The following is a 621-nucleotide window of genomic DNA, read 5'->3' as shown; positions in this document are numbered from 1 at the left end:
AAGCGACATTTCAGATTCTTCTAGTTGGCAATTTGGCTTGAGTTACCTGCGAAACGAGAACGGCAAGGTGGAAGAATTTGCTGACCACGATCATCATGCTGATACCGGTCATGACCATGAACATAGCCACGCTGCTGCGATTACTGGTGCGAATCTTTATGGTGCTGATTTTGTTTGGAAATGGGCCCCGGATGGTAACTACAAGTACCGCAACTTTACGTTTTCTGCCGAGTACATGTTGTTGGATGGTGTGGTCGACAGCAAATTTAAAGATGAAGCTGAATCCCCTGATAACTTAACAGCATATTACGTTTCGGGTGTATACCGATTTAACCCTAGCTGGTCTGCTGGCGTTCGTTACGGCGAAGCGGAAAGCTACGATGGTCATGCTCATGGTGACCACATGCATTTCACTGCGCTAAATGATAAAGAAGTCGATGCGATGATTGCGTGGGATTCTTCGCACTTTGGTACTATTCGTGCTCAGTACACGCGTGCAGAAAACCAAGACAAAGAAAAAGAGAACGTCTTTACATTGCAATACGTCATGACTTTTGGGGCGCACGGTGCTCATGCGTTCTAAGTCATTAACCTTTATCTCTAAAGGTTTAGGGAGAATGG

At 45.6% G+C, this 621-nt stretch carries 1 pseudogene; it reads left to right on the top strand.

Annotation, left to right across the window (positions count from 1 at the left end):
• Positions 1 to 583 (top strand): annotated as a pseudogene (locus R7Z50_RS28695) (hypothetical protein); the annotation flags it as partial.
• Between the last annotated feature and the right edge of the window lie 38 nt (positions 584 to 621).

This window comes from Vibrio sp. 1249-1 (genome assembly GCF_033340495.1).
Note: the sequence above shows the minus strand (reverse complement) of the source record. Positions and strands in the feature narration are given on the sequence as shown.